General features: G+C 48.0%; 7 protein-coding genes. 5 read left to right on the forward strand and 2 right to left on the reverse strand.

The window, feature by feature from the left end; all coding sequences use genetic code 11:
- The coding region (locus tag Q0628_RS00800) for an inorganic diphosphatase (protein ID WP_298767599.1) at positions 1-251 on the forward strand (251 nt) is incomplete at its 5' end.
- Positions 252-270: 19 nt separating this feature from the next.
- On the opposite strand, the gene Q0628_RS00805 is transcribed toward Q0628_RS00800, so the two are convergent.
- Positions 271-1,143 (reverse strand): hypothetical protein, encoded by an 873-nt coding sequence (locus tag Q0628_RS00805; protein WP_298767601.1) that lies wholly within the window; start codon positions 1,141-1,143, stop codon positions 271-273.
- A gap of 85 nt (positions 1,144-1,228) precedes the next feature.
- Here Q0628_RS00805 and Q0628_RS00810 point away from each other — a divergent pair, with 85 nt between their 5' ends.
- The 3 genes from Q0628_RS00810 to pth are packed head-to-tail and all read left to right on the forward strand — an operon-like array spanning position 1,229 to position 3,416.
- A complete protein-coding gene (locus tag Q0628_RS00810) occupies positions 1,229-2,464 on the forward strand; it encodes a hypothetical protein (protein WP_298767603.1) in 1,236 nt (411 codons plus the stop codon).
- Complete coding sequence (locus tag Q0628_RS00815; protein ID WP_298767605.1) at positions 2,464-2,847, forward strand: hypothetical protein; 384 nt, start codon at positions 2,464-2,466, stop codon at positions 2,845-2,847. Before Q0628_RS00810 ends, Q0628_RS00815 begins: the two co-directional genes overlap by 1 nt.
- Positions 2,848-2,861: 14 nt before the next feature.
- Positions 2,862-3,416 carry an aminoacyl-tRNA hydrolase gene (gene pth / locus Q0628_RS00820; protein WP_298767607.1) on the forward strand — a complete coding sequence of 185 codons (555 nt, stop codon included), beginning with the start codon at positions 2,862-2,864 and terminating at the stop codon, positions 3,414-3,416.
- On the opposite strand, the gene Q0628_RS00825 is transcribed toward pth, so the two are convergent.
- Entirely contained in the window at positions 3,417-4,553 is a 1,137-nt protein-coding gene (locus tag Q0628_RS00825) for an LD-carboxypeptidase (RefSeq protein WP_298767610.1), read from the reverse strand. It abuts the gene before it with no gap.
- 154 nt (positions 4,554-4,707) lie between these two features.
- On the opposite strand from Q0628_RS00825, the gene Q0628_RS00830 reads away from it, so the two are divergent.
- The coding region (locus tag Q0628_RS00830) for an InlB B-repeat-containing protein (RefSeq protein ID WP_298767612.1) at positions 4,708-7,520 on the forward strand (2,813 nt) is incomplete at its 3' end.

The raw sequence follows: 7,520 nt of genomic DNA on the forward strand, positions 1-7,520 counted from the left end.
ACCCGCGTCCGATCAAGGACATTGGCGACGTGGACCAGATGTTCCTCCGCATTACGAAGAACTTTTTCCAGAACTACAAGGAACTCGAAGGCAAGGATGTCCAGATTGGCGAATGGAAGAATGCAGAGTTTGCCCGCGAACGCGTGGTTGCTGCCCATAGGGCTTATTTCCAGATGCAGGTCCAGGTTCCGGAAACCTGCTACCAGGAACCCGAAAGTTCTGAACACCTACCTCCTGAAGAATTGATTTAAAATAGGAAGCTAGGGCTTATCAGAAACATCTTACGGTCACCGGCAATGTGTCGGTGATTTTTGTTTTGACATCTTCCAGGAATTCCTTGGGTAGCGGCGTCACGTCGGTGAGTAGCGTATGGCGTATGACGGTATAGAGTTGCACCTCGACAAAATGGTCCGGGGCTGCGCTGTAAAGCCGTTTCAGGTTTTCGATGTACTGATTGATTTGGAGCTCGTCGGGAACCTGCCCCTGCAGGTTGCAGAGCATGGTCTGAATGCAGATGGGATAAAGGCGGATTGCCTTTTCAAGGTTGTCCAGGATTGTCGAAAGGTGTAGTGAGGATCGGTTAATTTTTTTGAACCAGTCTTCTGTACCAGCATCGAGCTTTGCCCAGATTTCGCCGTTATTTTCGAGGAGCGTGCCGAGGCCTTCTTCGACGATTGGACTAGAAAGACGGCTCGCATTGGTAATCAGACGAAGCTTGAACGATAGTTTATCTGCGTAATCACGTTGGATATTGCGCATGCGTCGACATACTTCGGGAAATTCCTTGACAATCGTCGATTCTCCGTCGCCCGAAAGGCAAATGTCCTTGATGATTTTATTGTCTTCGGGTACATGACCGAAAAATTTGCTTTTCGCAAAATCCCCCGACTCGTAATAGGCAAGAAATTCGCGGAGTTCCCGTTCTACGGCATCGACATCTATCGGAACAACGGGATGATTTTCTTGTGGCCCGCTTTGACAGTAGGCACAAGAAAAGGAACAGCGATGGTCGGGATTCAGGTTGATTCCGACAGAAAGTCCGCCCGCCCTGCGACTGATAACAGGGTACACCCACTTGTTGTCTTGCCACATGCGGGAATGATCGCTCCATGCTGCAATTAATGCCTTTTCTTCTTCGCTCATGCCCCAAATATAGCAATTCTCGCTATAGCCTGATTTTATGTCTGGCTAGAGAAAAAAGAAACTATCTTTTTTCTACATTTGAATTATGCAGTTTGTAACTAGATTCCTTTTGACGTTACTTGTGGTTGCCTGTTTTGCCTTTGCTGATGGAATTACTCCTGCAGCGCTTTCTGCAAACGGTGCCGTAACCCGGGACCGTCACTTGTCCGAAATCGGGGAGATTATGCGTGGCGGTCGCGGAGGTTATATCGACCTCGGCTTTTATTACCTGCCTTCTCCTCACCAGACTCCGCTTTTAAGCGACTACGGAGAACATGACGGCTTTGCCTTCAATCATCATTTTGCGGGATTCGGTGCGGGTGAGGTGGCCAAGGGACGTCATCTGGGTGCGCTGCTTTGGTATGACCGGTCTGGCTGGGATGGCGAGGATTTTTTCTTTTTCCCGCAATATAACGACTTTTCTTTGCAACGCTCGGTGATTACTTGGGGCTTTTCCATGACCGATGCTCGGATGGATTGGACTTTGGCAGCTGGTATGCAACACCAGAATGTCGAACATGTAGGTAAGTTCAACCCGCACGAAGACGACTCCCTCCTATACAGCTGGGCTCACTTGCGCTTTAGCAAATTCAGTGCCCAGGCCAATTTCTTCCGCACGGACTGGCGCCTGTTCCGTTTTTCGCTTGACCTGGAAAGCCGCGCTATTTATGGTGGCCGAAAGTCCGGTCCGCTTACGTACTTGCCGAACGTATCGCTTTCCATGTACAATACCGATGACGAAAACGATATCGATTCCATGCGTGTTAATTGGGAACAGAATCTTTATGACCAGCGCCTTTATGCTGAAGTTGCGATTGACTTGGACGATAACTGGTTCCACAGCGCAGCTCTCAAGTTTTACCCAGATCCCTCCCGCATGATCGGTTTCGAGGCAACATGTCTGCGTCGTGACAAGAGGAAGGTGGAAGAAGACCGGGTTGAAGGTGAAGATGACTGGCTGTGGGGTGGAGCGATCGACTTGCTCTTTGCCCGTTTTGCCTACAATGCCGCCTACGATTACGAAAACTTCTTTGGCGCGAAGGGAACGTTCCTTGTAGAATTCAAGTTCAACCTCGCTACTATAGACGGTTGGTTGTTCAACCGTGGTGCTGCCCGTAGTGCTCCTATGGAAACGAATGTCATCAAGCAGTTTGACAAAAATCAGAAAAAAGATAATTTCCTTTCTCCAAAGTCAAATGATCGCTCTGCGCCTAAGACTATTGAGGCTACGGGAGTCCGTTACGAAAAGGAATCCGACTCAATGGCAGAAGGAGGTCTGTAATGAAGCGTGTAATAGCGTTACTTTCGTTCTTGATGCTTTGCTTGCTGCTTACGGGGTGTCTCAGCCATTGGTTCCTGGATTCCACATCGAGGTTGCAAGTTGAAAATGCAACCGAGGACTATACTCTGCTTGGACTGGATGTCTTGGCGAAGGACAGTTCGGCTTATAAAACTTGGATTGAGGAAGTTCTTTTGCCTGGGGAACGCAGTCGCGTTATCGAAGAAGACTGGGTCGGAGATTTCATTTTTCGCGTCAGGTATACCAAAACGACTGATGGCTCCGGTGTGGAGCAACAGTTTGTGTTTGATACGGAACTGGAAGGCGGTAGCCTTTACCTAATCATAGAAAATGACGGTGATTCGTTGGATTACCGTTTTAAGTAACGCGGATATAGGTTATGTACATTATCGTCGGTCTCGGAAATCCCGGTACACAATATTCTAACACCCACCACAATGCAGGCTTCATGGCGCTTGAAAAATTAGCCGACTCCGGCAAGGAATGGAAAAGCGAACACAAGGCTCTAACCATGAAGGTGAACATCGCGGGCGAGGAATGCCTCCTCGCGAAACCCCAGACTTACATGAACCTGTCGGGCGAAGCGGTGCAGGCTCTCATGACCTGGTACAAGGTGAAGGTGGATCATCTGCTAGTTTTCAGCGACGATGTTAACCTGGATGTCGGCCGTATCCGTTGCCGTAAGGATGGCAGTCACGGTGGACAGAATGGACTTAGGAACATAATCGAGCACATAGGCGATAAGTTCCCTCGCATCCGTTTCGGTGTCGGTAAGTGCCCGCCTAAGTTTGACCTTTCCAACTGGGTTCTTGCGAAGTTTTCTCCTGAAGACCGTCCCGTTTTTGAAGAGGCGGTAGCTAAGGTTCCTGCACTAGTCGAATGCTATTTCAAGTTCGGTATCGAGAAGTGCATGGAACGCTATAACGGGAAATAGTTAATCCCCGATATCGAAAATCTTGCCCGAAAGCATCTTGAGCAATGCCTTGGAAAGCGCCGTCTTCGGGGCTAGCTTACCGGTATCGACATCTTTCTTTTCGCCATCCATGTCGAAAGCGAGCGTGGCACCTTTGTCTGTGACATCCATTTTAACCTTTGCACCCATGACGAGGGGAAGGTTCATGTCGTCATGTCCTGCCGGAAATCCACAAATGACGGGAATGTCGTATTTCTTGAGGTACTTGGAAAGCATTTCTTCGGTAGTGGCATATTCTAGATCGGAACCGGAATCCACGAATTCGCCAAGAATCACTCCACGGACATTTTCTAGAACTCCGTGAAGTTCCAAAGTATTGAACATGCGGTCTATGTTATGCAAGGATTCGCCGATTTCTTCCATAAAAAGGATGATTCCGTCTTTCGTGAATATGTCAATATCGGACATGCCTACGAGTGGAACGAATGTTGCCATGTTACCGCCGACGAGGATGCCTTCGGCGGATCCTTTCTGATTGTATTTGTGCTTTGGAACCTTGTATGTCGGAACTTCTCCCTTCAGCAGGTCACGTACGAGCGTACTATTGTCGTCTGTCCCGCCTGTTTTTGCGATGAAGGAACTCATTGTGCCATGAATGCTCATGACGCCGGCATTTGTTTGCATGGCATGCAATGTCGTGATGTCGCTAAAACCGATTAGCCACTTGGGATTGTCCTTCACGAGGTTCTGGTCAATCAAATCGACTAGCTGGATTGTGCCGTAGCCACCACGATTGCAGAGGATTGCCTTGATGCTTGTGTCCTTCAGAGCCTTGACAAAGTCGTCGGCACGCTCTTCGGCTGTGCCTGCGTACTTGCCCGCATCGAGCTTGTTCACATTTTTCCCGATTACTGGGGTAAAACCCCATTCCTTGATTGCGTCTGCGGTCTTTTGAATGTTAGAGTCCGGAGTGCTGTACGAAGGGGAAAGGAGAGCGACCTTGTCGCCTTTCTTTAGGTATGCCGGCGCCGTGCATTCTGCTAGGGGCTCTGTTGCGGAATCGCCTGTAGAAGGACTGCTCGAACTGTCGTCACTACATGCGGAAACGAGAGGAAATGCCGTGAGAATGGCTGTTATCGCGATTTTTTTGATATTCATAAAACACCTTTAAATTCGAGGAATTTATTTTAGATAATAATATAATAAGAAATAAAAAAGGAAACATAATTTTTTTATATTCAGAGCATAAACGAGGCCCCTTATGAAACATATACCTGAATTATTTGGTTTGTCTTTGTGCATATTGGGAGCAATGCCCTATGCCGCAACCATTACCCCGAAGACTCCGGCCAAGTCGGACGGTTGCTATGTCATTAGCGATGCCGCGGAACTTTACGGTTTTGCCGCTGTCGTGAATGGAGCTAACGGCAACGCCGCCGAAAAGTCGGCCTGTGCAACACTTGCAAACGATATCGTGGTGAACGAGAATGTATTGAACGAAGATGGATCGCTCAATACGGACGCCTCGGCAGGCTTTGCTTCCTGGACGCCGATAGACCTTTTCTCGGGAAAGTTCGACGGGAAGGGGCATACGATTTCGGGGCTTTTCTACGATAATTCCGAAGAACAGGAAGAACAGTCTTTTGGTTTATTCCGAAGTCTAGTCGGTTCGTCCGATAAGTATGCCGAACTTAGTAATTTCGGAGTAGTGGATTCCTATTTGGGGGCGAATACTTATTATGTTGGCGTGGTCGTGGGAGAACTGATTTATCCTTCATCTAAAGAACTGGTTCCCCATGCGAAAATATCCAATGTCTACAGCACTTCCACTATCTATAGCTACCAGTCGTTTTCTGCTATGGGGGGCCTTGTTGGTGGTATTTTTAAGGGAAATATGGAAATCGAGAATTGCTATAATGCGGGAATCGTTCTCGGTGTTGGTTTCCAAAATGCGGGTGGTCTCGTGGGTTATATTAACGACGAGGTCAATCTGGTCAAGATTTCAAATAGCTTCAGTGTATGGAACCCGGCTTCGGAAAAATTGGAGGGCTTATCTCCGCTGATTGGTAGCCATTATGGAGCGAAAATCGCTGTTGATAACACTTATTATCTTAATTTAGATGGTAGCCAAGATCTTGGAGATTCGGCTACGACGGGACAGTTCCAGAACGGCGTCGTGGCAGTTGCCTTGCATGAAGGCGTGAACGGCTCCGTGTGGGGGCAAAATGTTGGCGTGGATCGCTTGCCGAATTTTTCGGGCGAAGTCAAGAATTCCGCTTCGCAAAAGTACAAGGTGACGTTCCATACGTTCGAAGGCGATACGGCGATCTATTTTGACAGTTACATTTCCGGTTTGCGGAAGGCTCTTCCTACTGAGGTAATCAAGGAAAATACGACTTTCTGTTGCTGGTCGACTAGTCCCGAATTCAAGGACGAGAATCTTGTGTTCTATATCGATTCTACGGAATCGGGAGACAAGGAATACTGGGCATATCTACTGAATAACTATCCGATTACCTTCCATACAAATGGTGGTACAATTGAAGACAGTGAAATAGACCAATACATAGAACGTTATGGGGTGAACCTCCCTGTCAAGGTTTCCCGCGATTCGTTCTTCTTTGCGGGCTGGTACGAAAACGAGGATCTCTCGGGAACGCCGGTGTATGCAATTGATGCGACAGAAAAGGGTGCAAAGACTTTCTATGCGTCCTGGTTCAAACTGAAAATGCCTGAGGTCGATGCGGATTCTTGCTTTGCCATTTCGGATGCTGCCGAACTGTATGGCTTTGCGGCGTATGTCAACGGGGCACACGGGATGCACGATGGTCGTGTCGGTAACGTGTGCGCCAAGCTTACCCAGGATATCGTGGTGAACGAAAATGTGATTAAGAACGGCAAGCTCAATACGGCAGATACAGCGAAGTTCCTAGTCTGGGAACCCATTGCGGAGTTTACGGGCACCTTCGATGGGCAAGGACATACGATTACTGGAATCTATTGTGGTGGCGTAAGTGCAGTTGATGATAATCTCGGTTTTATCGGGACAGTGTCTGGATATGGGGATTCGACTGGATATGCTGTTATCAAGAACCTGAGGATTGCGACGTCCTATTATATAGGAGACGAGTCTATAGGTGGTTTTGTCGGTTGGATCAGGGGGCCTGAAAAACATTATCCGGTATATGGTTCCGAGTATACAGTGCCGGGGGGGGAACTGGTTATTGAAAATTGTTCTTTTGATGGCGTATTGAATGGGCTGGACACAACAGGAGGCTTGGTTGGTAGCGCGAGCAATAAACTGACTATACGAAACTCCAGCGTGTCGGGTAGTATAGAGGGATTCCGAGTTGGGGGACTTGTTGGTGTCGGTGGTGATCTGACTATCTACGATAGCCATAATGCAGCCGGATTGACTGGTTTTGAAGTGGGGGGACTTGTTGGGGAATTGGAAATAGGAATTTCCGTGATTGATAATTGCTTCAATACGGGAGATGTGTATGCTAAATACAGTGCGGGAGGTCTGATTGGAGAGACGACCTCGCTTCAAGGCCACATAGATGGTTACGTAACTTCGCATTTGACTTTAATGCGTAGCTTCAATACAGGAAGCGTTTCATCGGAAGGTTCTGTAGCGGGTCTTATCGGGTTGAGTCGTCATAATCTACTTGTCGCGAATAACTATAACTTGGGCAAAGTTTCTGCTTATGGGGAATATAGTAGTGCGGCTCCGGTTGGACTTGTTAGGGTTTCTAGTTGTGGATCGTATCTTGACAGCATCTATATCGTAAATAATTACAATATGGGCATTCTCTTTTCCGAAGCGGGAAGAACTGATATGGAACCTGCCGTGTGGAATGTATGCGCGAACGTACAACAGGTAAAGGCAGAAAATAACTATTACTTGCAGAACGCATCTGACCCGTACACGAGCAAATTTGGTTTGCCCGCGACGGCTGCGGAATTCAAGGATTCTACGGTAGCAAAGGCGCTTCATGCCTATGTAAAGCCCTCCGATGATATTCTCGAGGAGGATATTTCGGGCGAAGTCTGGGTGCAGGGTAAGGATTACCCGATTCTTGCTGTACCGAAATCCAGTTCCAGCTCGGAAGTTTCTAGCAGCAG

This window comes from uncultured Fibrobacter sp. (assembly GCF_937877005.1).
GTDB lineage: Bacteria > Fibrobacterota > Fibrobacteria > Fibrobacterales > Fibrobacteraceae > Fibrobacter.